Source organism: Mesorhizobium sp. M0909 (genome assembly GCF_040319515.1).
Classification (GTDB): Bacteria; Pseudomonadota; Alphaproteobacteria; order Rhizobiales; family Rhizobiaceae; genus Mesorhizobium.
In genome coordinates this window covers 58,820-79,886 of record NZ_JAMYOA010000002.1, presented here as the reverse complement: position 1 = coordinate 79,886, position 21,067 = coordinate 58,820, and the positions used below count along the sequence as shown (strand labels likewise).

Sequence of the window (21,067 nt, the reverse complement as noted above, 5' to 3'; positions counted from 1 at the left end):
CAGCATGCTCTACGACATCAGGCTTCACCTGCGTTACGACTATGATGCGGCGGCCGGCGGCGGCCGCCATCAGGTGCGCGTGCTGCCGCCGACCATCCCTGGCGTGCAGCGCGTCGTCGCCGCTTCACTGTCTTTTGTGCCGGCGCCCAGCGAACGCTCCGACTTTTCCGACTTTTTCGGCAACAGTGTCACCTCGATCGCCTTTCGTGACGCGCATGATGCGCTCGACATCAGGATGAGCGCGCGTGTTTCAGTATCGCGGCAGGAGCCCGGGCTCGACGTATCGCCGGACATACGCCGGCTGAGGGAAGAACTCGGCGCCGTGCACTCGCTGGCGCCGGCGTCGCCGTATCACTTTCTGGCCGCCAGCGATCATGCCGGCATCGACCCGGCAATCACTGCCTATGCGAAAGACAGTGCCGGCAGTTCGACAGTCGGCACGGCCATGGCTCTGTGCAACCGTATTCACCGCGATTTCACCTATGACGGCGAGGCGACCACCGTGCAGACGCGGGCCAGCGACGCCTTCGGCCTGAAGCGCGGCGTCTGCCAGGATTTTTCCCACATCATGATCGCCGGCCTGCGCGGCCTCGGCATTCCTGCCGGCTATGTCAGCGGGTTCCTCCGCACCATCCCGCCGCGCGGAAAGCCGCGGCTCGAAGGCGCCGACGCCATGCATGCCTGGGTCAAAGTGTGGTGCGGGCGCGATGCCGGCTGGCAGGAATTCGATCCGACCAATGGCATGCGGGCAAGCAACGACCATATCACGGTCGGCTATGGCCGCGACTACTCCGATGTGGCGCCGATCGTCGGCGTGTTGAAAACCACGGGCGGGCAGGTCGGCGAACAGGCGGTCGACGTCATACCGGTCGTCCTAGAAAAGGCGTGATGACGCACGTCTTCGTTGCACGGCGGCGGCGATAGGCTGGAACCAAGAGATCAAGAGGCGGTGGAACCCGCAGCCGGCAAGCGGCTTATCTACGGAAATTCCGTGGAGAGGACATGCTGGACAAATCCGGATCGTCGTCTGGCCAATCGGCTGTGAGGAAAGCTGCACCAAAGAACGGGGTGCGGCAGAATGGAGCGCCGGAGAACGGCGCGCAAGCCTCGGCCGTTCGGGCCTCGCTCAATTATGTCATCGACACTGAACCCGGTATTCGCCGGCTGCGTTCGGGCAAGGGGTTCTCGTACAAAGGACCCGACGGGCGGATTGTCGACGGGGAGGCGCTGGCACGCATCAAGGCGCTCGCCATCCCCCCGGCCTGGACGGATGTCTGGATCTCGCCGGATGCCGACGGTCACATCCAGGCGACCGGTCGGGACCAGCGCGGGCGCAAGCAATACCGCTATCATCCGCACTGGGCCGAGGAGCGCGACGGCGTCAAATATTCGAGCCTGGTCGCCTTCGCCGAAGGCCTGCCCGAACTGCGGCGGCAGATCGACGTCGATTTGCGCCGTCACGGCCTGCCGCTGGAACGCGTCGTGGCGGCTATAGTCTGGTTGCTCGACAACACGATGATCCGTGTCGGCAATGCCGCCTATGCACGCGACAACAAGAGTTTTGGGCTGACCACGCTGCGGGACCGCCATGTCGACATCAGGGGCTCGAGCCTGCGTTTTGCCTTCGTCGGCAAATCCGGCAAGGAATGGAGATTGAAGCTTGTCGATCGCCGGATTGCCAAGGTCGTGCGCGGAGCGCAGGACTTGCCGGGGCAGAAGTTGTTTCAGTATCTCGACGAGGGCGGAAACAGGCATCCGGTGCGCTCAGACGACGTCAACCGCTATATCAGGGAGAATGCCGGAGCGGAGTTCAGCTCCAAGCACTTCAGAACCTGGGGCGGCACCATTCATGCCGCGTCGCTGTTTGCCCAAACCGAACGTCCCGAAAGCCAGGCGCAGCAAAAGCGGGTGATGAACAATGTCATCGACAAGGTTGCCGAGCGGCTCGGCAACACACGCGCGGTTTGTCGCCAATGCTACATCCATCCGGAAGTGTTCCGCGCCTGGTCCGAAGGACGGCTGCTCGACGAAATGGCGGATGCCAACAAAGGCAAGCGCTCGATCGCCGGCCTCGACGACGAGGAGGCCCTGGTCTTGAGATGGCTGAAGGCGAGAGAAAGCTGACGTCGGACCGCGGCGTATTTTTTTGTCGACGCCATGTCGGCATCGGTCCTAGTGTTTCGTCCTTTGACAGAGAAAAGGACGAACCATGCTCTACGCGATCCTCTGCTATGCCTCTGAAGACGTCGTCTGCTCCTGGAGCAAGGAGCAGGACGATGCCGTCATGGAAAAACTTCTGGGTGTGCAGGAAAAATATGCCCAGGCGGGCCGCCTTGGCCCGGTGGCGCGGCTCTTGCCGACGACCGCGGCGACGACGCTGAGGAAGGTCAAGGGCGAATCGATCGTCATCGACGGCCCGTTTGCCGAAACCAAGGAACAGTTCCTCGGCTTCTACACGCTCGAATGCGCCGACCTCGATGAGGCTGTCGACTTCGCGCGTGAGCTTTCCGAGGTCAACCCGAGCGGCGGCTCCTATGAAATCCGGCCGGTCTCGCTCTTCAATCCCGCCAAGGTTTCCGCATGACCGAACTCGCCTGGATCAGCACGGCAATCAGCACCGCTCGCCCGCAGGTGATGGGGGCATTGCTGCGCTACTTCCGCGACCTCGACGCGGCGGAGGAAGCATTCCAGGACGCCTGCCTCAGGGCACTGAACAACTGGCCGAAAAACGGCCCGCCGCGCGATCCGGCAGCCTGGCTGATCTTCGTCGGCCGTAACAGCGGCATCGATGCGGTGCGCAAGCGCGCCAAGCAGGCGCCGCTGCCGGAGGAGGACCAGATCTCCGACCTGGAAGATGCCGAGAGCGACGTCGCCGAGCGGCTGGACGGGGCGCATTACCGTGACGATATTTTGCGGCTGCTGTTCATCTGCTGCCATCCAGACCTGCCGGCCACACAGCAGATCGCCGTGGCGTTGCGCATCGTCTCCGGCCTGACGGTCAAGCAGATCGCCCGCGCCTTCCTCGTCGGTGAAAGCGCGATGGAGCAGCGTATCACGCGCGCCAAGGCGCGTATCGCCGACGCCGGGGTGCCGTTCGAGACGCCGGGAGCGGTCGAGCGCTCCGAACGGCTCGCCGCCGTCGCTGCCATGGTCTACCTGATCTTCAACGAAGGCTATTCCAGCAATAGCGGCGAGGCATCGGCGCGTGCGCCGCTTTGCGAAGAGGCGATCCGGCTGGCCCGGCTGCTGCTCAGGCTGTTCCAGACCGAGCCGGAGATCATGGGACTTACGGCGCTGTTGCTGCTGCAGCATGCACGCTCGCCTGCCCGCTTCGACGAGAACGGCGAGATCGTGCTGCTCGAAGACCAGGACCGCAGCCTGTGGAGCCGCAAGATGATCGATGAAGGGCTGGCGCTGGTCGACAAGGCGTTGCGCCATCGCAAGCCCGGTCCCTACCAGGTGCAAGCGGCGATCGCCGCACTGCATGCGCGGGCGGAAAAACCCGAGGATACGGACTGGAACGAGATCGACCTGCTCTACGGTCTGCTCGAGCAGATGCAGCCGTCGCCGGTGGTGACGCTCAACCGCGCCGTCGCGGTCTCCAAGGTGCGTGGACCGGAAGCCGCACTCGCCATGATCGAGCCGCTGGAGGGAAGGCTTTCCGGCTATTTCCATTTCTTCGGCCTCAAGGGCGGACTGCTGATGCAGCTTGACCGCGGCGAGGAGGCGCGCGTCGCTTTCGACCGCGCCATCGCGCTTGCCAATACGGCCGCCGAGGCCGCGCATATCCGCATGCATATCGACCGGCTGATGAAAGAAGGCGCCAAGCAAACGGCGCATTGATCCGACGCCTTCGCCTGGTTCAACGGTCTGACCTTTGCTTAGACCATGCCGGGGTGGCGATTTTTCCTTGAAGCGAGTAATGCCACGCCATGACAGCGCCTGGTGTGCCGACCGGCAGGGGCGGGTATGGCGCAAGGCTTGGCCCGACGCCATATGAGCGACGGGATCTGAAAGGGATGAAAATGACGATTGCGAAGGAAACGGCCGGGCTTCTGGCGAAACTGGGCGTTGCCGAAGGCGCGCTCACGGGCGGCGACCTCATCGTCCGCAGCCCGGTGACCGGCGAGCAGATCGCCGCGCTGAAGACCATCTCGCCGGCCGATGCGACGACGACCATCGACAATGCCTACAAAGCTTTCCTGGCGTGGCGGCAGGTACCAGCTCCCAAGCGTGGAGAACTGGTGCGGCTGCTCGGCGAGGAATTGCGCACACACAAGACCGAGCTTGGCCGGTTGGTATCGATCGAAGTCGGCAAGATCCCATCCGAGGGTCTTGGCGAAGTGCAGGAGATGATCGATATCTGCGATTTCGCCGTCGGTCTTTCCCGGCAACTGTACGGCCTGACCATCGCCACCGAGCGTCCCGGCCATCGCATGATGGAAACCTGGCATCCGCTCGGCGTCGTCGGGGTCATCTCGGCCTTCAACTTTCCGGTGGCGGTATGGTCGTGGAACGCAGCACTTGCGCTGGTCTGCGGCGACGCGGTGGTGTGGAAGCCGTCCGAGAAGACACCGCTGACGGCGCTCGCCTGCGAAGCGATCTTCAAGCGTGCAGCAGAACGTTTCGGCGATGCGCCGAAGGGACTGGCGCCGGTTCTGATCGGCGACCGCGCCGTCGGCGAGATCCTGGTCGATCATCCCAAGGTGCCGCTGGTCTCGGCCACCGGCTCGACGCGCATGGGCAGGGACGTCGGACCACGGCTGGCGAAGCGCTTTGCCCGTGCCGTGCTGGAGCTCGGCGGCAACAATGCCGGCATCGTCTGCCCGACGGCCGATCTCGACATGGCGCTCCGCGCCATCGCCTTCGGCGCCATGGGCACGGCCGGTCAGCGGTGCACGACGCTCAGGCGCCTGTTCGTGCATGAGAGCGTCTACGACCAGCTCGTTCCTCGCCTGAAGAAGGCTTATGAAAGCGTCTCGGTCGGCAATCCGCTGGAGACAAGCGCTCTGGTCGGCCCGCTGATCGACAAGGCTGCCTACGAGAATATGCAGAAGGCGCTGGAGGAGGCGGCTTCGCATGGCGGTAAGATAACCGGCGGAATGCGGGTCGAGAACGGCCATCCCGAGGCCTACTATGTGCGTCCGGCGCTGGTCGAAATGCCGCGGCAGGTTTCGCCAGTAACGGACGAGACCTTCGCGCCCATCCTCTACGTGATGAAATATTCGGACTTCGACGCCGTGCTAGAAGAACACAATGCGGTGGGAGCGGGGCTGTCATCGTCGATCTTTACCCGCGACCTGCAGGAATCCGAGCGCTTTCTTGGCGTCGACGGATCGGACTGCGGCATCGCCAACGTCAATATAGGCACGTCAGGGGCCGAGATCGGCGGCGCCTTCGGTGGCGAGAAGGAAACCGGCGGCGGCCGCGAGAGCGGCTCCGATGCCTGGAAGGCCTATATGCGGCGCGCTACCAATACGGTGAATTATTCCAAGGCGCTGCCGCTTGCGCAGGGCGTGTCGTTCGATATCGATTGAAATGCCAGACCTTCGTCGCGGCGGCTCCAACGCCGCCACGACGGCGTTCGGCTCGCGGTTCAGCTGGCGTCGGGAGTTACAACACAACTGTCGAAGGCTGCATCGATGATGGCGAGCTTGACCGCCTGGGCGGTCATGTATTCCTGATAGAACTCGCTCGACACCCACATGACCGAATGACCGCGCTGGCCCAGCCAGCCAATGCTGCCAAGTTCCTCGGCAGCGCGCAATTTGCGTGACAGGTGGGTCCGGGAAAGCTTGAGCCAGTTCGCGAAATCCCCGATTGAGACGACACCAGTCGGAATTCGGTCCAGGTCGGCATGATCGGGATCGATGCCGGACATCAGCCAATCCATGACAATGCCGCCATTGTCGAGCCAGGTGAACAAGGAAAAGGTCTGTCTCGGCTCCCGCACGGCATGCGACGAAAGCAGGCCGTCAGCCACCAGCGGCTGCAGTTTGGCGAGCACGTCCGGTTGTGCGACGAATGCTGCCAGTCGAGATCCACCGTCCAGGCTGTCCAGCGTTTTCAGATGAGCCATGACCCAGCCGGCAACCGTCTCCAGAGTGCCCGCGATCGGCTCAAAGGGACGGATGCGCCCGTATTTAATCGGCAGATGCCGGATGAAACCGTAATGCAGCATCTCCTTCAGGAAGGCATCGGCGGTGTTGCGGCTGGCCACCGAATGCCGGCGGATGCCGTCCATGAACCGTGCGGACGTAAGTCCCTTGCGATGGTCGTCCGGCTCTCGATCGAAATACAAGGCAAGGCCGATATGGGCCATCAGCCAGCGTTGCTGCGTGGCGAACACCGAAGCCAGCCGCGGGGTTGCTTCATAGGTCTGGAGCAGCGTCCGCGACTGAGCCTGGACGTGCCGACGCAATGCCGGATGGCTGGCAATGTCTTCAGAAACCAGCGCCATCCCCGCCGAGCCCAACCAAATTTGCAACTGGAAATACCGGTCACAATTTCAGCCTTCGCGGACCGTGTCCAGAGCCGGCTCACCAGGATACGAGCTGAATCTCGCCGGCTAGCAATTACGCGAGTTGGTCGCCGAGGATGCGATCTCGCGAGGCGCTGATCTTGCCGCGCGAGACTAACCTGCTTGAACCCATAATGGTGGCTTCGCCTGGCCAGCCCGCATTCCCCGACGGCGAGGCGGAACCAACACCGGTTTTGCTCGTTGAAGAACGCCGATTGGACTGAGACAGTGAGGAACTACAAAATGGAGAATGGGCTTTTCGCCACGCCGCCTGCAGCGTTCCGAAAAACAGAGTCGGTTTGGCTACGGGCGCTCAAGTGGCTGTTAAGCCGGGTGCGCAGCGCCTCCGACAGCTCCGGAACCATGTTGAAGCCAATCCTTGCTGGACCGGAGGATGATGGCGGGTCCACTCCGCCTCGACGCGTTTGAGCCGATCCCGACGCGTTTGAGCCGACCGCGCTGCGATTTTGACTCCAAAAATAGCCGCTCACATATTTTTTCTTTTTATGGCCGCCGCCGCAACCGACGCCCATAGCCGCTTCGAAGGCCGGCCACGGCGGCGTGTCGGCCTGATGCAGCAGGCGGGAACCATCGGGCATGCTTGGCTATTAGATACAGGCGGCTGCTGGTCTGCCGAGCCAGGAGCCATTGCTTATGATCATCGATCCCCCACCGAAAAGCGCCATCCCGGCATCAGTTCCGTCGGTCGATCCAAAAGCCGCCCCGACGCCTCGCAATGCCGAAGCGGAGGTCTTTTATATCGAAGCGATCCGCGAGCTTGTCGCGACCGGCATCCCCTTTCTCGTCGCCGGCACCTATGCCGTAAGCGCCTATACCGGGATCACCCGCCCGACCAAGGATCTGGACATTTTCTGCAAGGCCGGCGACTGCGCGCGCATCCTCGCCCATTTCAAGCAGATCGGCTACGCCGTCGTGGTCGAGGACGACCGGTGGCTGGGCAAAGTGTTCAAGGGCACGCATTTTTTCGACGTCATCTTCACCTCGATGAACGGCACAATGCCAGTCGACGACCAGTGGCTGGAGCATGCTCGCCAGGCCGAATTGCTGGGCAGCCAGGTGCGGATCATCGGCCCAACCGAGCTTATCTGGTCCAAATGCTTCATCCAGGACCGCGGCCGCCACGATGGGGCCGACGTCGCGCATACCATCCTCAAGGCGCACGACCAGATCGACTGGCAAAGGCTGCTTTCCTACATGGAAGTCCATTGGGAAGTTCTGCTGATGCATCTCTTGAACTTCCGATGGATCTATCCGACGGAGCGCGACCGGGTGCCCGCGTGGCTGCTCGACGAACTGCTTGACCGGCTGGCCAAGCAGCGCGAATTGCCGCCTTCCCGGATGCGGATCTGCCGCGGGCGCATGCTTTCACGAACCGACTATGAGATCGACGTCAAGCAATGGGGCTTTGCCGACGTTGGCGGTGAAGGAGAATATAGCGATGGCTGACGGGCTCGAATCTGCTTCGGCAAAGGCGGAAAATGGCGGCACTCTCAAGGTCGCCGCCATCGGCGATCTGCATGTCGGCAAGGAGGACCAGGCCTCGTACCGCGACCTTTTCGGCGAGATGTCGCGTGAAGCCCAGGTTCTCGTGCTGACGGGCGACCTTACCAATCTCGGCAAGCCTAGGGAGGCCGAAATCCTTGCCGAGGAACTGCGTGCCTGCACGATCCCGGTCGTCGCCGTGCTTGGCAACCACGACTATGAGTCGGGCGCCGTCGAGCAGGTTACCGATATTCTGCGCCAGGCGGGCGTTCACCTCCTCGATGGCGAGGCGACGGAGATTCACGAGGTCGGGTTCGTGGGGGTCAAGGGTTTCGTTGGCGGTTTCGGGTCGCGCATGCTCGGCTCCTTCGGCGAACCGGCCATCAAGTCGATGGTGGCGGAAAGCGTGAACGAAGCGATGCGGCTTGAAAACGCGATGCGGCAGGTCCGCGCCAAACGCACGCTTGTCGTTCTGCACTACGCGCCTGTCGTCGAGACGGTCGAAGGCGAGCCGCTGGAGATCTTCCCGTTTCTCGGTTCGTCACGTCTGGCCGAGACGATAGACCGGTTCCAGGTCAGCGCGGTTGTGCATGGTCATGCGCATCGCGGCGCTTACGAGGGCCGCACGCCGGGCGGGGCGTCGGTCTATAACGTTGCCATGCATGTCGCCAAGCCGACCGGCCGCCCCTACGCCATGCTCGAAATCTGACAGGCGGCGCCACTGGCGCAGGCAATCGCAGTACACTGCAGAACGATCACGGCAATTGCCGGTTAAAAGCCGTCCGCTTCGGTGGAATGTCGTTTTCATCCGGGTTGGGAACGGGGTCCTCGTCGGGGAGCCTGTCGGGGTCCGGCTCACGCACGGGCTTGGGATCGGGAATGGGAGGCGGTGGCACCGGCGTCGGTGTCGGCTCGGGTGTGGGAATAGTGGCCATCGTAATCATCTCCTCTTGGCGCAGAACAACGCAACAGGTCGGCAGGTTCCCGGCTTGCCCGTTTTTGGAAAACCACACCGTCGCACTTGCCGGTCAGCCCATTTCGGGATTCGGCTGGCTGCCACCCGACTTGCTTGACCGCAGCAGCAGCGCCAGCGGAACCAGCAGGGCGGTTGCCACCGCGCAGTAGCGGAAGACATCGATATAGGCGAGCAGCGTGGCCTGGCGGGCGATCAACTGACCAAGCCAGCCGATCGCCTGCTGCTTCGCCTCGACCATCGGCGAACCCTGGGCGACGAAATGCTCAGTCGCCTGCCGAAGCGCCTGCTGATAGGCGGGCGACGATTGCACGGTGTGGCCGACCAGATTCGATTGATGGATCTGGGAGCTTTGCGCAATGACGGTGTTGGACAGCGAGACGCCGATGCTGCCGCCGATATTGCGTGCAACGTTGATCAGCGCCGATGCCTGGTTGGTCTTCTGCGGGGGCAGACCGACATAGGCTGCGGTCGAAATGGGAATGAACAGGAACGGCAGCCCGACCATCAGGAAAACACGGGCAAAGGCAAAGAAGCGGAAGCTGGCGTCCGGAGTAAGCGAGGTCATATGCCAAAGTGCCACTGCGACCACCGACATGCCCATCATGATCAGATATTTGGGCTGCACGATGCTGCCTACAAATCCGGACACCGGCATCAAGATCAGCATGGCGATGCCGCCCGGCATCATCGAAAGGCCCGAGAGCGTCGCGGTGTAGGCAAATGTCGTCTGCTGCAGCTGCGGCACGATCTGGGTGGTGCTGAACAGGATAGCACCGACTGCCATCATGACCAGGAACGCCGTGCCGAACTGGCGCGTGAACAATAGGCGCATGTCGACGACCGGATCGCTGCGACTGATTTCCCATGGAATAAGCAGCAGGAACGCGATCGCGGAAATCACTGCGAAAGTGGTGATGAAATTCGAGGCGAACCAATCGTAGCGCTGGCCCCGGTCGAGAAAGATCTCCATGCACCCCAAGGCTATCACCACCAGGACGAAACCGACCCCATCGATCTTAAGGCCGCCTTTCAGCCGTTCCTTGCGTTCGCGTTCGAGTACCTCCGGTTCGACCAACAACCACTGCACCAGCGCCAGCGACAGGATGCCGAACGGCACGTTGATGAAGAAGATCCAGTGCCAGGAGAAATGGTCCGTCAGCCAGCCGCCGATCGTCGGCCCGACCGTCGGCGCGACGATGACCGCAATGCCGTAAAGCGCGAAGGCCTGCGAGCGCTTTTCTGGCGGGAAGGTATCGGCAAGGATCGATTGCTCGCTTGGCGCCATGCCGCCGCCGCCGAGTCCCTGAAGGACCCTGAACAGGATGAGCAGTTCCAGGTTGGGCGCCAGTCCGCACAGCAGCGACGCGACGGTGAAGGTCGCAACGCAGAGCATGTAGTAGCGCTTGCGGCCGATGACGTTTGCCAGCCAGCCGCTGACCGGGATGATCACCGAGTTGGCAACGAGATAGGTGGTAATCACCCAGGTGCTTTCGTCCATTCCGGCCGCCAGGCTGCCGGCGATATTGCGCAGGGCGACATTGGCGATCGAGGTGTCCAGCACCAGCATGAAAGTGGCGATGGAGACAACGACGGCGATAAGCCAGGGATTGTGCGTCCCGGCGGCGGATCGGCTTTCGCCCTGATTTCTGGCGGTTTCGCCGTTCATCGCACCTTGACCGTCGGCACCACCGACAGACCTGGACCGAGAAGCACATCCGGCGGCTTGTCGAAGACGATCTTGACCGGCACGCGCTGCACCACCTTGACGTAATTGCCGGTGGCATTTTCAGCCGGCAGGAGGCTGAAGGCGGTGCCGCTGCCGGCCTGGATGCTGTCGACGCGGCCATGGAAGGACTTGTCCGGGTAAGCGTCGATGTCGATGTCGACCGGCTGTCCCTGCCGCATCAGATCGAGCTGCGTCTCCTTGAAGTTGGCCTTCACCCAGACCTCGTCGGGAACGAACATCATCAATACCTGGCCGGGTTGGGCGTAGGTGCCGTTCGCGGCGGAAATGCTCGTTGCGCGCCCGGCTGCGGGTGCTGTGATAGTCGTGCGCGACAGCGTCGTGCGGGCTTGCTCCTGGCTGGCCTTGGCCTGCTTGAGCTGCGCCTCGGCGCTCCTGGCCTGTGCCTGCAAGACCGAAACCTGGCTTTTTGCCGAGGCGACATTGGCCTCGGCGCTGTCCAGCGCGGCCTGGTCCTGACGCAACGTCGATGCCGCCTGCTGCGCCTGCTGCTGCGTTGCCGTGCCCCTTGCCAGGAGTTCGCGGTTGCGTTGATCCTCGGCCTTGGCGAAATCCAGCGCTGCCTTGGCCTGGGCAACCTGCCTCTGGGCAGCGTTCACCTTTGCGTTTTGAGCCTCGATCTGGGCGGTGACATTGACGATTGCGGCCTCGGCCGCAGCGACGCCGGCATTGGCCTGCTTCAGGTTTGCCTGATAGTCGCTGTCATCGATACGCAGGAGGACATCGCCGGCCTGCACATGCTGATTGTCGGTAACCGCCAGCTCGGTAACGCGACCGGCTATTTGCGCGCCGATCGTCACCGTGCGCGCGTCTATGAAGGCGTCGTCGGTCGATTCGTACTGGCGAGCGTTCAGCCACCAGATCGCGATGCCTGCCGCGCCCAGCAACAGCGCAAGTGCTATCGCTGCGGCCGCATAGGGATGGCGCCTGGGAAAGCCGAGCAGACCGGCCTTTCGCTGCGAGGCATTCCCGTCGGGCTTTTCCTGCCGGGGCTGTGCCGATCGCCCACGAGATTCTCGCACCCGGGCCGGTTGCTCCCGAGTTTCATTTACAGGCTCGACGTCTCGTTCGACGCTTTGAGGCTTCGTGTCCAACGGAATTGCTTTCAAGACTGATATTGCAGCCGCCGAAGCGAACGCAAAGCCAAACGGCAAGCTTCCGCAAAAGTTCCTGTCCGGAATGCGGTAGTCGGGTTAACGGGTCGACATCGAACCCACCGAGCGGTGCCGGCGCGTTCGAACTAGAGCGCCGTTTCACCCGGGTAGGTGATTCATATGCTTCATGTTGCGGCGGTCCGGCCTTGTCAGCGCTCCACGGCGCGATAATTGCTCATAAAGGCGTGGGCAAATTCACCTGTCGACAGGAGCCGACCATGAAACATCAAACACTCGACCAACTGCAAGCCGTCGCGGAAGTTGAGTCCTTCGCGGCGTATCCGGCGATGACTCGAAACCAGCGGATTGAACGTTGGGCGGAACTTCTCGAACAAAATCCGACGCGATGCCTTGGGGCGCTTCCAGGCACCGAATATATGAACAGGGAAGCGCGCGACAGATCGCGTGGTGCTGGAACGCCGCTCACCGTCGCCTTCGAGGATCCGGTTCTGCGTGCCATGGGGCTGAAGGACGATACCTACGGTGAGGCAAAGCGCTTCTTCGAACTGAGCGATCGGCAGTTGCACCAAATCGTTTGCCATTGCCATGTCGGTGCTACGATGCAAGCGCGATGGGCCGCTGCCAGGGTGCGCGGGATAGTCCGCGGCAACAGATTTGTTGCCTGGTTGAAGGGATTGATCGCGCATTGACGCGGTACGAGGGACGGCGGAACACGCGTTCTTTCCGCGCCGTGGAGAGCGCTTCCGAACTTGGAAGGGCACGTGCCACGTCGGGCCGCGCAGATTGTGAAAGTCCTCGACGCTTGGCTGCGCCTAGTCGCGGCCATGCGTCCGTTTTGATGCGAGAATTTGAGTTGGCCCGCCGCAAGTGAGAGCCGTCGTCCGACCGGCGTTCGAGCGCAGTCGAGGCAGGTGCGATCTGGCTAGGATGGACCCGCGACCCTTCGACGTGGCTAACGATCGATTTCTCCGAACACGATGTCGAGCGAGCCGATGATCGCGGCAACATCGGCGATCATATGGCCTCGGGACAGGAAATCCATCGCCTGCAGGTGAGCGAACGAAGGTGCGCGGATCTTGCATCGGTAGGGAACATTGCCTCCGTCCGACACGAGGTAGACGCCGAACTCGCCCTTCGGCGCCTCGACGGCGGCATAGACTTCACCGCTCGGCACGCGAATGCCTTCGGTGTAGAGTTTGAAATGGTGGATCGTCGCTTCCATCGAGCGCTTCATCGTGGCACGCGGCGGCGGCGTGATCTTGTGGTTCGGGATCGCGACCGGTCCCTGGCCTTCGGGTGAGCGCAACTTTTCCAGGCATTGCCGCATGATCCGCACCGACTGGCGCATTTCCTCCATGCGTACGAGATAGCGGTCGTAGCAGTCGCCATGCTTGCCGACCGGAATATCGAAATCCATCTCCGAATAGCATTCGTATGGCTGCGCCTTGCGCAAATCCCAGGATGCCCCCGATCCGCGCACCATCACGCCGGAAAAGCCCCAGGCCCAGGCATCATCGAGGCCGATCACGCCGACATCGACATTGCGCTGCTTGAAGATGCGGTTCTCGGTCAACAGCTCGTCGAGATTGTCGCAGACCTTGAGGAACGGATCGCAGAACTTCCAGATGTCGTCGAGGAGTTCCGGCGGCAGATCCTGATGCACGCCGCCGACCCTGAAATAATTCGCGTGCATGCGGGCGCCGGACGCGCGCTCATAAAAGACCATCAGCTTCTCGCGCTCGGCGAAACCCCAGAGCGGCGGCGTCAGCGCGCCGATGTCCATGGCTTGCGTGGTGACGTTGAGGAGGTGCGATAGCAGCCGGCCAATTTCGCAGAAAAGCACGCGAATGAGCTGTCCGCGTTTCGGAACCGATATTTCGAGGAGCTTCTCGGCGGCGAGACAGAATGCATGCTCCTGGTTCATCGGCGCGACGTAGTCGAGCCGGTCGAAATAGGGCAAGGCCTGCAGGTAGTTCTTGTATTCGATGAGCTTTTCGGTGCCGCGATGCAGCAGGCCGATATGGGGATCGGCGCGTTCCACGATCTCGCCGTCGAGTTCGAGCACCAGCCGCAGGACGCCGTGAGCGGAGGGATGTTGTGGCCCGAAATTGATGGTGAAGTTGCGAACTGCAGCCTCGACCATGACAGTCCTCCGCGATCAGGCGGGCTTTGGTTCCGTGCCGGAGCCGGCTTGTCCGCTTTCAGCCGCTCACGTCGTCGTCTGGATGATCAGCGTCAGCGTGCCGTCGCCGTCGATATTGGCCGCCACGACCTGCGTGGAATTGAGCCCGTTCGCCGCCAGTGCCGATGCCGCCTGCGGCGATGCGTCGATCGAACTTTGCAGGATGCGCAAATCCTCGGCGCTGGTCTGGGTGACGACGGCCTCCGCCTGTGCCTTGATGTCAGGAGGCAGATCCTCCATCGCCACGATTGTCACTGCGGTGAAATTCTGGGCGGAGAAGGCATCGTCCGGTGTAGCCTGGTCGGGAGTGGTCCCTTGGGGCGTGGCTTGCTCCGGCAAGGTTTGCGGCGCCGTCGGCGGCACAGGGGCAAGCTCTGGTCCCACGGATTGCGCATAGACCGGCGAGGCAAGGGCCAGTGCCGAAAGTGTGGCAATTGTCGTCGATAGGCGCATGGCCGTTTCCTTCCGTTTGCTCAGCGGACGATCAATTCGGTGACGACAAAACCATCGTGTCGAAATATGGTTCCGTGACTGAGGTGCTGTCTTGTACTGAGTGCTGTCTGGCCGAAAGCCGTGATTGTCGCGGAGAGCAGGGCGCGAAATCCGGCGTTGCCTGTCTCAGGCAGCGGCGTGGCTGCGATCGGGCTGCGGCCAGCGCTGCAAGGCTTCACGGCCCTGGGCGGTCAGTTCGTAGATCCCGCGATCGGTGCGCGCGAACCAGCGATACACGTTGTGCAGCAGAATCTTAGGTGCGTTCGGCAGGTTGGGCTTCAAGTCACGCGGCCGTTTTGGGCCGTCGGCGAGTGCTGCGGCGCATGCCAGTGCCTGCTGGCGATAAGCGGTCATGATCGGCGCACGTGAGCCGCCGCCGGCGACAGGATCGCCCTGCCGACGCCGATGTTCGTCGATTAGTTTCGAGCGGCGCCGGGGATCCCGACGCGGGGCCAATGCCGTCGGGCTGAGCAGCACCTGAACCTCGCCGTTCGGTCGCACGCCAAGCAGGCCAAAGCCGAGCCGACGGCAGAGATTGCGGTATCTCACGTCACTCTCGCGGCCCTTGCCGCGGGCCGACATGCATGCCGCGAGCCAGACCTCGTCGCTCGCCGCCATACGGTCGACGCCCTGGAGGATGAGCTCGAGATTGAACTTCAGCTTCAGCTCGCAGATGACGACGATCGGTGGAGAGTCGGCACTCAGCGCCAGCAGATCGCAGCCGCCGATCTCGCCCTTGACCATAAATCCCAGGCCTTCGAGGAAGGCCTTGACCGGGCTGTAGAGTGAAGTTTCGAGCATGGGCCTTTGTTGGCTGCGAATCATCCCGCCGATCGGCGGTTCAGCGCGATGATCGCTCTTTGCCGTTGAACAGGAGGTAAACGACGGCCAAACAAATGGTCAGAGCAGTGCCGCGGCCGCTTGCGAATTTGGTATGCTGGTATAATGTGTACCTGAGGTAGCATGCTCCGCGTGGCTGCGCTGGACATCCGGGCGCCCGAGACATCGTCCAGGCATCGTCATTTGAGCGGCGGCTTCCCCGCGTTTTTTAATCCGCCAGCCGGCGGCAATGTGCATACAAGTCAATGAGATGACGATCGGTAGGGCCGTCGTTGGAATTCAGGAGTAACGGACATATGACAACGATTGCGCTGTTTGGTGCAGGCGGCAAAATGGGTTACCGTCTGGCAACCAATTTTCGCGGATCTTCGTATACGATACGCCATGTCGAGGTCAGCGACGCCGGCCGCGAGCGGCTGAAGTCGGGCCTCGGCATCGATGCCGTCAGCGCCGATGAGGCGCTTGATGGCGCCGATGTGGTGATCCTGGCTGTGCCGGACACGCACATCGGCAAGGTTGCGGCGAGTATCGAGAGCAAGCTTGCGTCAGGCACGATGGTCGTCGTGCTCGACGCCGCGGCACCTTTCGCCGGGCATTTGCCGAACCGGCCGGATCTGACCTATTTCGTCACCCACCCCTGCCATCCGCCGATCTTCAACGACGAGACCGACATGGCGGCCAAGAAGGACTATTTCGGCGGCGTCAAGGCCAAGCAGCATATGGTCAGCGCCTTGATGCAGGGACCGGAGGAGGATTTCGCCAAGGGTGAGGCGATCGCAAAGATCATCTGGGCGCCGGTCATGCGCTCCCATCGCGTCACTGTCGATCAGATGGCCCTGCTCGAGCCCGGCCTTTCGGAAACGGTATGCGCTTCGCTGCTCGTCGTCATGAAAGAGGCGGTCGACGAGGTGGTGGCGCGCGGGGTCGACAAGCAGGCGGCGCTCGACTTCCTGCTTGGTCATATGAACGTGCTTGGCGCCGTCATCTTCGGCGAGACCAAAGGCGTGTTCTCCGACGCATGCAACAAGGCGATAGAGTTCGGCAAGCCGGTTCTGATGCGCGACGACTGGAAACGGGTGTTCGAGCCGGAGGAGATTGCCGCGAGCATCCAGCGCATCACTTGAGGGCAGCGACGCGTCTTTCGGAACATGTTACCTGAAATTGTCATTGACTCATTATACCAGTTGCCTTAGCTGTTCGATAGATCGAACCGTCAAGCTTCGCAGCAGGCTCAGGGTTGGATGAGTGGAGGGTAGTGGGAAGCGATCCGTCGAAGTGAAGCCGGCAAAGGCTTGTGAATCTGACGCGACCCGCCACCTACGGCCGGCTAGCGAAATCGAATGCATATAGCCTTGGGACAAGGCGCGGATTTTCAACGGGAGGTATACATGAAACTGACACGCAGAATGACGCTTGCGGCTTTCGCCGGCATGCTGGCGCTTGGCACCGCCGCACCCGCCTATGCGGCGGATTTGATCGCCATCATTACGCCCTCGCATGACAATCCGTTCTTCAAGGCGGAAGCTGTCGGCGCGGAGGCCAAGGCCAAGGAACTCGGCTACGAGGCGTTGGTGCTCGTCCATGACGACGACGCCAACAAGCAGTCCGAATTGATCGATACGGCGATCGGCCGCGGCGCCAAGGCGATCATCCTCGACAATGCCGGCGCCGACGCCACAGTCGCTGCGGTGCAGAAGGCCAAGGACGCAGGCGTTCCTTCCTTCCTGATCGATCGCGAGATCAATGCCACCGGCGTTGCCGTCGCGCAGATCGTCTCCAACAATTATCAGGGCGCCCAGCTCGGCGCGCAGGAATTCGTCAAGCTGATGGGCGAGAAGGGTAATTTCGTCGAGCTCGTCGGCAAGGAATCCGACACCAATGCCGGCATCCGCTCCAAGGGTTACCACGACGTCATCGACGACTATCCGGACCTGAAGATGGTGGCGCAGCAGTCGGCCAACTGGAGCCAGACCGAGGCCTACTCCAAGATGGAATCGATCCTCCAGGCCAATCCGGACATCAAGGGCGTGATCTCCGGCAACGACACGATGGCGATGGGCGCCTACGCGGCACTTGCCGCTGCCGGCCGCAAGGACGTGATCGTCGTCGGCTTCGACGGGTCGAACGACGTGCGCGACTCGATAACCTCCGGCGGCATCAAGGCGACGGTCCTGCAGCCGGCCTTCGCGCAGGCACAGATGGCGGTCGAGCAGGCCAACGACTTCATCAAGAACAAGAAGTCTCCGGCCGAGGAAAAGCAATTGATGGATTGCGTCCTGGTCAATGGCGACAATGCCGCCAAGCTGGAGACGTTCGCGCTGACCAACTGAGCCGGCGTAATATCAAGCGCAAGGGACGAGCTCCGGTTCGTCCCTTGCTTCCATTTCGCCCTTGCTTCCATTTCTCTGGGTGCTCCTGACCGCCATGCCGAACGAGCCGACATGTTCAACACGCTGACCCGGCCGATCCTCGTGTCGTTCCTTGCAGCTATAGTCAGCCTGACCGCCTGCAAGATCCTGCCGACGCCGTCAGCGGAAAATGGCGGCACTGGCTCGGCCTTCAATCCCGACAAGAAGGTCGAGGACATCTGGGCGGCGAAAGCGATACCCTACCTGCAGCAGAAGGCCGGCCCGTTTCCCGAGGTTCATGCTTTGGCGAAGACCGATCCCGCCGCTGCCGGCGCCAAATATGGCAATCCGAAAAAGCAGGCGAATTCGCCATGGACCTTCGCCGTCCGGCTCGGGGGCAAGGTCGTTGCAGCCAATACACAGTCACGCGCGGCGACAATGGACGTCGATGCCGACGGCGACGGCAAGGCGGATGCGCGGGTGCAGATCGGACCCGCCCTGCGCGGTACAGCGCTGCGCGACAGCCTTGACTTCATTCAATTCAACGATTTCACCAATCAGATCGACTTCGCCCAGTTCGGCAAGGCCTTCAACGCCTACGCCGACAAGACCGTGCTTTCCAAGCTGCCGCGCGAGGCACTCGAGGGCCGAAGCGTCAAGATCCTCGGCGCCTATACGCCAGGCAGTGGCCAGGACCTGCCGCTGGTGACGCCGGCGGAGGCAGAGATCGGGCCGAAGCCATGACCGGCGATCAAGACGTCATCCTGAAGCTGGAGGATGTCTCGAAAGTCTATTCCGGCACCGTCGCCGTCAAACGTGCGAATTTCGAGGTGCGCAAGGGTGCGGTCACCGTGCTGGTCGGCGAAAACGGGGCCGGCAAATCGACGCTGATGAAGATCATTGCCGGCGTCGAGCAGCCGACCCTCGGGCGCATTCTGCTGGACGGCGAGGAGGTCTCCTTCTCGTCATCCGGGGACGCGGTAAATCGCGGCATCGGCATGGTGTTCCAGGAGCTCAACCTGTTCGGCAACCTGACCGTCGCCGAAAATATTTTTGCCACCCGCGAGATCACCAACCGCTTCCGCAAAATCGACCGCAAAGAGCAGGAGCGCCGCGCGGCGGAATTTCTTGAACGCCTGGAGGCTGGCATCCGGCCGGACATGCTGGTCGAGGATCTGCGCATCGGCCAGCAGCAGCTGGTCGAGATCGCCAAGGCGGTTTCGCTCGATGCGCGCATCCTGATCATGGACGAGCCGACCTCGGCGCTCAGCGCGGCGGAAGTCGAGATCCTGTTCAAGGTGATTGCCGACCTCAAGGCGGGCGGCGTGGCAATCGTCTACATCTCGCATCGGCTCGAGGAATTGATCCGCATCGGCGACACCATCACGGTGCTGCGCGACGGGCGCATCACCGGCCAGGCGGAGATGAAAGACGTCGACACCCAGTGGATCGTGCGGCAGATGATCGGCTCGGACGCCAAGGACTTCGCCAAGGCCGACGGCCATGTGCCGGGCGAAGAGATATTCCGCGCCGAAGACATTTGCCTACCGCGCGTCACCGGCGGGCTTGCGGTCGACCACGTCTCGCTGTCGCTGCGCGCCGGCGAGATCCTCGGAATCTACGGCCTGATGGGCGCCGGACGCAGTGAGCTGTTCGATTGCATCATGGGCCGCCACGGCCATTCGACCGGCGCGATATTCATTGCCGGCAAAAAGGTGCACGAGCGCGACACGACGCGGCGAATCCGGCGCGGGCTGGCGCTGATCCCCGAAGACCGCCAACGCGAAGGGCTGGTGTCGATCCTCTCCGTCGCCAGCAATCTGACTCTGGCCAGCCTGTCGCGGTTCGTGCGCCTGTTCCACATTCGTGATGCCGCCGAACGACAGGCGGTGACCCAGACGGTGCGCGAACTGGCCATCAAGGTCGCTGATCCGACGCAGGAAGTCTCGTCGCTGTCGGGCGGCAACCAGCAGAAGGTGGTGATCGGCAAGGCGCTGCTCACCGGACCGAAGGTGCTGCTGATGGACGAGCCGAGCCGCGGCATCGACGTCGGCGCCAAGGCCGACGTTTTCCGCACCATGCGCAAGCTGTCGCGCGACGGTCTGGGGATCCTGTTTGCCACCTCCGATCTCGACGAAGTGATGGCGTTGTCCGACCGTATCGCAGTGATGAGCAATGGAAAATTGACCGGTATCTTCGATCGCGCGGAGGCGACTGAGGCCGCGCTCGTCGCTGCCTCGGCCCTCGGCCACGGCCCGGTCCCGCACGGAGAGCAAGGCGCATGACTGACATTCCAGCCAAGGCGTTGGTCAACTCCATTTCGAGCGGCTCGGTCCTGCTGACGCTGATGAAGGCGAGGACGTTCATCGCGCTGATCGCCGTGCTGTTATTCTTCTCGATAGCTGCGCCCAATTTCCTATCGGCCGCCAATCTTATCCTGATGTCGAAGCACGTGGCGTTGAACGCATTCCTCGCAATGGGCATGACCTTCGTCATCATCACCGGCGGCATCGACCTGTCGGTCGGCTCGATCGTCGGCCTGTGCGGCATGGTGGCCGGCTATCTCGTGCTGAACGGCGTCGACCTTCAGGTCGGCTACACCATCTATTTCAACGTCTTCGAGGTCGCGCTGATCACGCTTGCCGTCGGCATATTGATCGGCGCCGTCAACGGCTTGCTGATCACCAGGCTTAACGTTGCGCCGTTCATAGCCACGCTCGGCGTGCTCTATGTCGCACGCGGCCTGGCACTGCTGTCGTCCGACGGGCGCACCTTCCCCAATCTCGTCGGCAAGCCGGAGCTCGGCACCACCGGGTTCGGCTTCCTCGGCGCCGGCCGGCTGCTCGGCTTGCCGGTTTCGATATGGATCTTGGTCGTCGTGGCACTGGGGGCGGCCTATCTCGCCAGATACACTCCGCTCGGCCGCCATATCTTCGCGGTTGGCGGCAATGAGCGGGCGGCGCGCATTTCGGGCGTCCGCGTCAACATGGTGAAGATGTTCGTCTACATGTTTTCCGGGTTCTGCGCGGCGATCGTCGGGCTGATCATCTCGTCCGAACTGATGGCCTCGCATCCGGCGACCGGAGAGAGCTTCGAACTCAACGCCATTGCCGCGGCAGTGCTCGGCGGCACCTCGATGTCGGGCGGACGCGGCACCATCGGCGGCACCATTGTCGGCGCCTTCGTAATCGGCATCCTTTCGGACGGGCTGGTGATGATGGGGGTGAGCTCGTTCTGGCAAATGGTAATCAAGGGCCTCGTCATCATCGTAGCCGTTGTCGTCGACCAAGCCCAGCGCCGGCTGCAGAGCCGTGTCACGCTGATGCAGATGGCAAAGGCCGGCTGAC

21 protein-coding genes are annotated in these 21,067 nt (G+C 62.4%); 13 read left to right on the top strand and 8 right to left on the bottom strand.

From position 1 onward, the window contains the following. The first annotated feature begins 4 nt into the window (after positions 1-4). The 5 genes from NKH83_RS02995 to amaB all read left to right on the top strand — a co-directional run bounded on the left by NKH83_RS02995 (position 5) and on the right by amaB (position 5,537). Positions 5-889, top strand: a complete 885-nt coding sequence (locus NKH83_RS02995) for a transglutaminase family protein (RefSeq protein WP_352802049.1) — start codon at positions 5-7, stop codon at positions 887-889. A gap of 113 nt (positions 890-1,002) precedes the next feature. Continuing rightward, entirely contained in the window at positions 1,003-2,124 is a 1,122-nt protein-coding gene (locus NKH83_RS02990) for a DNA topoisomerase IB (RefSeq protein ID WP_254817006.1), read from the top strand. A gap of 85 nt (positions 2,125-2,209) precedes the next feature. Beyond that, a complete protein-coding gene (locus NKH83_RS02985) occupies positions 2,210-2,584 on the top strand; it encodes a YciI family protein (protein ID WP_254817007.1) in 375 nt (124 codons plus the stop codon). Then, entirely contained in the window at positions 2,581-3,843 is a 1,263-nt protein-coding gene (locus tag NKH83_RS02980; protein WP_352800041.1) for an RNA polymerase sigma factor, read from the top strand. Before NKH83_RS02985 ends, NKH83_RS02980 begins: the two co-directional genes overlap by 4 nt. A gap of 182 nt (positions 3,844-4,025) precedes the next feature. Then, on the top strand, positions 4,026-5,537 hold the full coding sequence (gene amaB / locus NKH83_RS02975) for an L-piperidine-6-carboxylate dehydrogenase (protein ID WP_352800179.1): 1,512 nt from the start codon (positions 4,026-4,028) through the stop codon (positions 5,535-5,537). 59 nt (positions 5,538-5,596) lie between these two features. Here amaB and NKH83_RS02970 read toward each other — a convergent pair whose 3' ends face one another. Then, positions 5,597-6,460, bottom strand: coding sequence for a hypothetical protein (locus NKH83_RS02970; RefSeq protein ID WP_352802047.1), 864 nt, complete (start codon positions 6,458-6,460; stop codon positions 5,597-5,599). A 296-nt stretch (positions 6,461-6,756) separates the two neighbouring features. Further along, positions 6,757-7,119 carry a hypothetical protein gene (locus NKH83_RS02965; RefSeq protein ID WP_352802045.1) on the bottom strand — a complete coding sequence of 121 codons (363 nt, stop codon included), beginning with the start codon at positions 7,117-7,119 and terminating at the stop codon, positions 6,757-6,759. A gap of 55 nt (positions 7,120-7,174) precedes the next feature. On the opposite strand from NKH83_RS02965, the gene NKH83_RS02960 reads away from it, so the two are divergent. Next, on the top strand, positions 7,175-7,987 hold the full coding sequence (locus NKH83_RS02960) for a nucleotidyltransferase family protein (RefSeq protein WP_254817010.1): 813 nt from the start codon (positions 7,175-7,177) through the stop codon (positions 7,985-7,987). Beyond that, positions 7,980-8,732 carry a metallophosphoesterase family protein gene (locus NKH83_RS02955; protein ID WP_352478321.1) on the top strand — a complete coding sequence of 251 codons (753 nt, stop codon included), beginning with the start codon at positions 7,980-7,982 and terminating at the stop codon, positions 8,730-8,732. The genes NKH83_RS02960 and NKH83_RS02955 overlap by 8 nt, the downstream gene beginning before the upstream one ends. A 46-nt stretch (positions 8,733-8,778) precedes the next feature. Here the strand turns inward: NKH83_RS02955 and NKH83_RS02950 are convergent, their stop codons facing one another. The 3 genes from NKH83_RS02950 to NKH83_RS02940 form a co-directional block, all read right to left on the bottom strand. Further along, positions 8,779-8,958 (bottom strand): hypothetical protein, encoded by a 180-nt coding sequence (locus NKH83_RS02950; protein ID WP_352802043.1) that lies wholly within the window; start codon positions 8,956-8,958, stop codon positions 8,779-8,781. A 93-nt stretch (positions 8,959-9,051) separates the two neighbouring features. Next, positions 9,052-10,665, bottom strand: a complete 1,614-nt coding sequence (locus tag NKH83_RS02945; protein WP_352802041.1) for a DHA2 family efflux MFS transporter permease subunit — start codon at positions 10,663-10,665, stop codon at positions 9,052-9,054. Beyond that, positions 10,662-11,765: an HlyD family secretion protein gene (locus tag NKH83_RS02940; RefSeq protein ID WP_352802039.1), complete on the bottom strand. Its 1,104-nt coding sequence runs from the start codon at positions 11,763-11,765 to the stop codon at positions 10,662-10,664. The genes NKH83_RS02945 and NKH83_RS02940 overlap by 4 nt, the downstream gene beginning before the upstream one ends. A 350-nt stretch (positions 11,766-12,115) precedes the next feature. Between NKH83_RS02940 and NKH83_RS02935 the strand changes: the two genes are divergently transcribed. Next, positions 12,116-12,547, top strand: coding sequence for a hypothetical protein (locus tag NKH83_RS02935; RefSeq protein WP_254817079.1), 432 nt, complete (start codon positions 12,116-12,118; stop codon positions 12,545-12,547). Between the two features lie 263 nt (positions 12,548-12,810). On the opposite strand, the gene NKH83_RS02930 is transcribed toward NKH83_RS02935, so the two are convergent. From NKH83_RS02930 to NKH83_RS02920, 3 genes are all read right to left on the bottom strand, one after another. Further along, positions 12,811-14,001, bottom strand: coding sequence for an NADH-quinone oxidoreductase subunit D (locus tag NKH83_RS02930; protein WP_352800050.1), 1,191 nt, complete (start codon positions 13,999-14,001; stop codon positions 12,811-12,813). Between the two features lie 66 nt (positions 14,002-14,067). Beyond that, the gene (locus tag NKH83_RS02925) at positions 14,068-14,493 is read right to left on the bottom strand and encodes a hypothetical protein (protein WP_254817016.1); all 426 of its coding nucleotides are present in this window, start codon (positions 14,491-14,493) and stop codon (positions 14,068-14,070) included. A gap of 165 nt (positions 14,494-14,658) precedes the next feature. Next, the gene (locus tag NKH83_RS02920; RefSeq protein ID WP_352478434.1) at positions 14,659-15,333 is read right to left on the bottom strand and encodes a DUF2161 domain-containing phosphodiesterase; all 675 of its coding nucleotides are present in this window, start codon (positions 15,331-15,333) and stop codon (positions 14,659-14,661) included. A gap of 335 nt (positions 15,334-15,668) precedes the next feature. Between NKH83_RS02920 and NKH83_RS02915 the strand changes: the two genes are divergently transcribed. From NKH83_RS02915 to NKH83_RS02895, 5 genes are all read left to right on the top strand, one after another. Further along, a complete protein-coding gene (locus NKH83_RS02915) occupies positions 15,669-16,496 on the top strand; it encodes a phosphogluconate dehydrogenase C-terminal domain-containing protein (RefSeq protein WP_352736957.1) in 828 nt (275 codons plus the stop codon). Between the two features lie 264 nt (positions 16,497-16,760). Continuing rightward, on the top strand, positions 16,761-17,702 hold the full coding sequence (locus NKH83_RS02910; RefSeq protein ID WP_023675475.1) for a D-ribose ABC transporter substrate-binding protein: 942 nt from the start codon (positions 16,761-16,763) through the stop codon (positions 17,700-17,702). Between the two features lie 111 nt (positions 17,703-17,813). After that, entirely contained in the window at positions 17,814-18,464 is a 651-nt protein-coding gene (locus NKH83_RS02905) for a DUF2291 family protein (protein WP_352802036.1), read from the top strand. Further along, a complete protein-coding gene (locus NKH83_RS02900; protein ID WP_352802034.1) occupies positions 18,461-20,005 on the top strand; it encodes a sugar ABC transporter ATP-binding protein in 1,545 nt (514 codons plus the stop codon). The genes NKH83_RS02905 and NKH83_RS02900 overlap by 4 nt, the downstream gene beginning before the upstream one ends. Continuing rightward, positions 20,002-21,066 carry an ABC transporter permease gene (locus tag NKH83_RS02895; RefSeq protein WP_352802032.1) on the top strand — a complete coding sequence of 355 codons (1,065 nt, stop codon included), beginning with the start codon at positions 20,002-20,004 and terminating at the stop codon, positions 21,064-21,066. The genes NKH83_RS02900 and NKH83_RS02895 overlap by 4 nt, the downstream gene beginning before the upstream one ends. Position 21,067 lies beyond the last annotated feature (1 nt).

Coding starts and splice junctions, on each gene's coding strand:
- NKH83_RS02945 (WP_352802041.1), bottom strand. CDS start 10,665: ATGAACGGCGAAACCGCCAGAAATCAGGGCGAAAGCCGATCCGCCGCC.
- NKH83_RS02910 (WP_023675475.1), top strand. CDS start 16,761: ATGAAACTGACACGCAGAATGACGCTTGCGGCTTTCGCCGGCATGCTG.
- NKH83_RS02915 (WP_352736957.1), top strand. CDS start 15,669: ATGACAACGATTGCGCTGTTTGGTGCAGGCGGCAAAATGGGTTACCGT.
- NKH83_RS02950 (WP_352802043.1), bottom strand. CDS start 8,958: ATGGCCACTATTCCCACACCCGAGCCGACACCGACGCCGGTGCCACCG.
- NKH83_RS02980 (WP_352800041.1), top strand. CDS start 2,581: ATGACCGAACTCGCCTGGATCAGCACGGCAATCAGCACCGCTCGCCCG.
- NKH83_RS02955 (WP_352478321.1), top strand. CDS start 7,980: ATGGCTGACGGGCTCGAATCTGCTTCGGCAAAGGCGGAAAATGGCGGC.
- NKH83_RS02895 (WP_352802032.1), top strand. CDS start 20,002: ATGACTGACATTCCAGCCAAGGCGTTGGTCAACTCCATTTCGAGCGGC.
- NKH83_RS02960 (WP_254817010.1), top strand. CDS start 7,175: ATGATCATCGATCCCCCACCGAAAAGCGCCATCCCGGCATCAGTTCCG.
- amaB (WP_352800179.1), top strand. CDS start 4,026: ATGACGATTGCGAAGGAAACGGCCGGGCTTCTGGCGAAACTGGGCGTT.
- NKH83_RS02985 (WP_254817007.1), top strand. CDS start 2,210: ATGCTCTACGCGATCCTCTGCTATGCCTCTGAAGACGTCGTCTGCTCC.
- NKH83_RS02900 (WP_352802034.1), top strand. CDS start 18,461: ATGACCGGCGATCAAGACGTCATCCTGAAGCTGGAGGATGTCTCGAAA.
- NKH83_RS02965 (WP_352802045.1), bottom strand. CDS start 7,119: ATGCCCGATGGTTCCCGCCTGCTGCATCAGGCCGACACGCCGCCGTGG.
- NKH83_RS02905 (WP_352802036.1), top strand. CDS start 17,814: ATGTTCAACACGCTGACCCGGCCGATCCTCGTGTCGTTCCTTGCAGCT.
- NKH83_RS02920 (WP_352478434.1), bottom strand. CDS start 15,333: ATGCTCGAAACTTCACTCTACAGCCCGGTCAAGGCCTTCCTCGAAGGC.
- NKH83_RS02935 (WP_254817079.1), top strand. CDS start 12,116: ATGAAACATCAAACACTCGACCAACTGCAAGCCGTCGCGGAAGTTGAG.
- NKH83_RS02990 (WP_254817006.1), top strand. CDS start 1,003: ATGCTGGACAAATCCGGATCGTCGTCTGGCCAATCGGCTGTGAGGAAA.
- NKH83_RS02930 (WP_352800050.1), bottom strand. CDS start 14,001: ATGGTCGAGGCTGCAGTTCGCAACTTCACCATCAATTTCGGGCCACAA.
- NKH83_RS02995 (WP_352802049.1), top strand. CDS start 5: ATGCTCTACGACATCAGGCTTCACCTGCGTTACGACTATGATGCGGCG.
- NKH83_RS02925 (WP_254817016.1), bottom strand. CDS start 14,493: ATGCGCCTATCGACGACAATTGCCACACTTTCGGCACTGGCCCTTGCC.
- NKH83_RS02970 (WP_352802047.1), bottom strand. CDS start 6,460: ATGGCGCTGGTTTCTGAAGACATTGCCAGCCATCCGGCATTGCGTCGG.